Genomic DNA, 214 nt, shown 5'->3' with positions numbered 1-214 from the left:
GCCTCATCCAGCGCTAGTGAATCGGCAAGTACGTCAGCGTTACAGAGTGCTTCAACCAGTGCGAGCGAATCAGCCAGCACCAGTGCGTCACAGAGCGCCTCAACAAGTGCGAGTGAGTCAGCAAGTACGTCAGCGTCACAAAGTGCCTCAACGAGTGCAAGTATCTCTGCATCCCAAAGTGCGTCAATCAGTGCTAGTGATTCATCACCTACGT

At 53.3% G+C, this 214-nt stretch carries 1 protein-coding gene; it reads left to right on the top strand.

Features of this window, described 5'->3' with window-relative positions; genetic code table 11:
* Positions 1-214 (top strand): hypothetical protein (locus tag HMPREF2877_RS11155; RefSeq protein ID WP_256262916.1); only part of this gene is annotated, 214 nt, incomplete at both ends.

It is taken from the genome of Streptococcus sp. HMSC072D03 (assembly GCF_001812855.1).
GTDB classification, from domain to species: Bacteria; Bacillota; Bacilli; order Lactobacillales; family Streptococcaceae; genus Streptococcus; species Streptococcus salivarius_D.
Note: the sequence above shows the minus strand (reverse complement) of the source record. Positions and strands in the feature narration are given on the sequence as shown.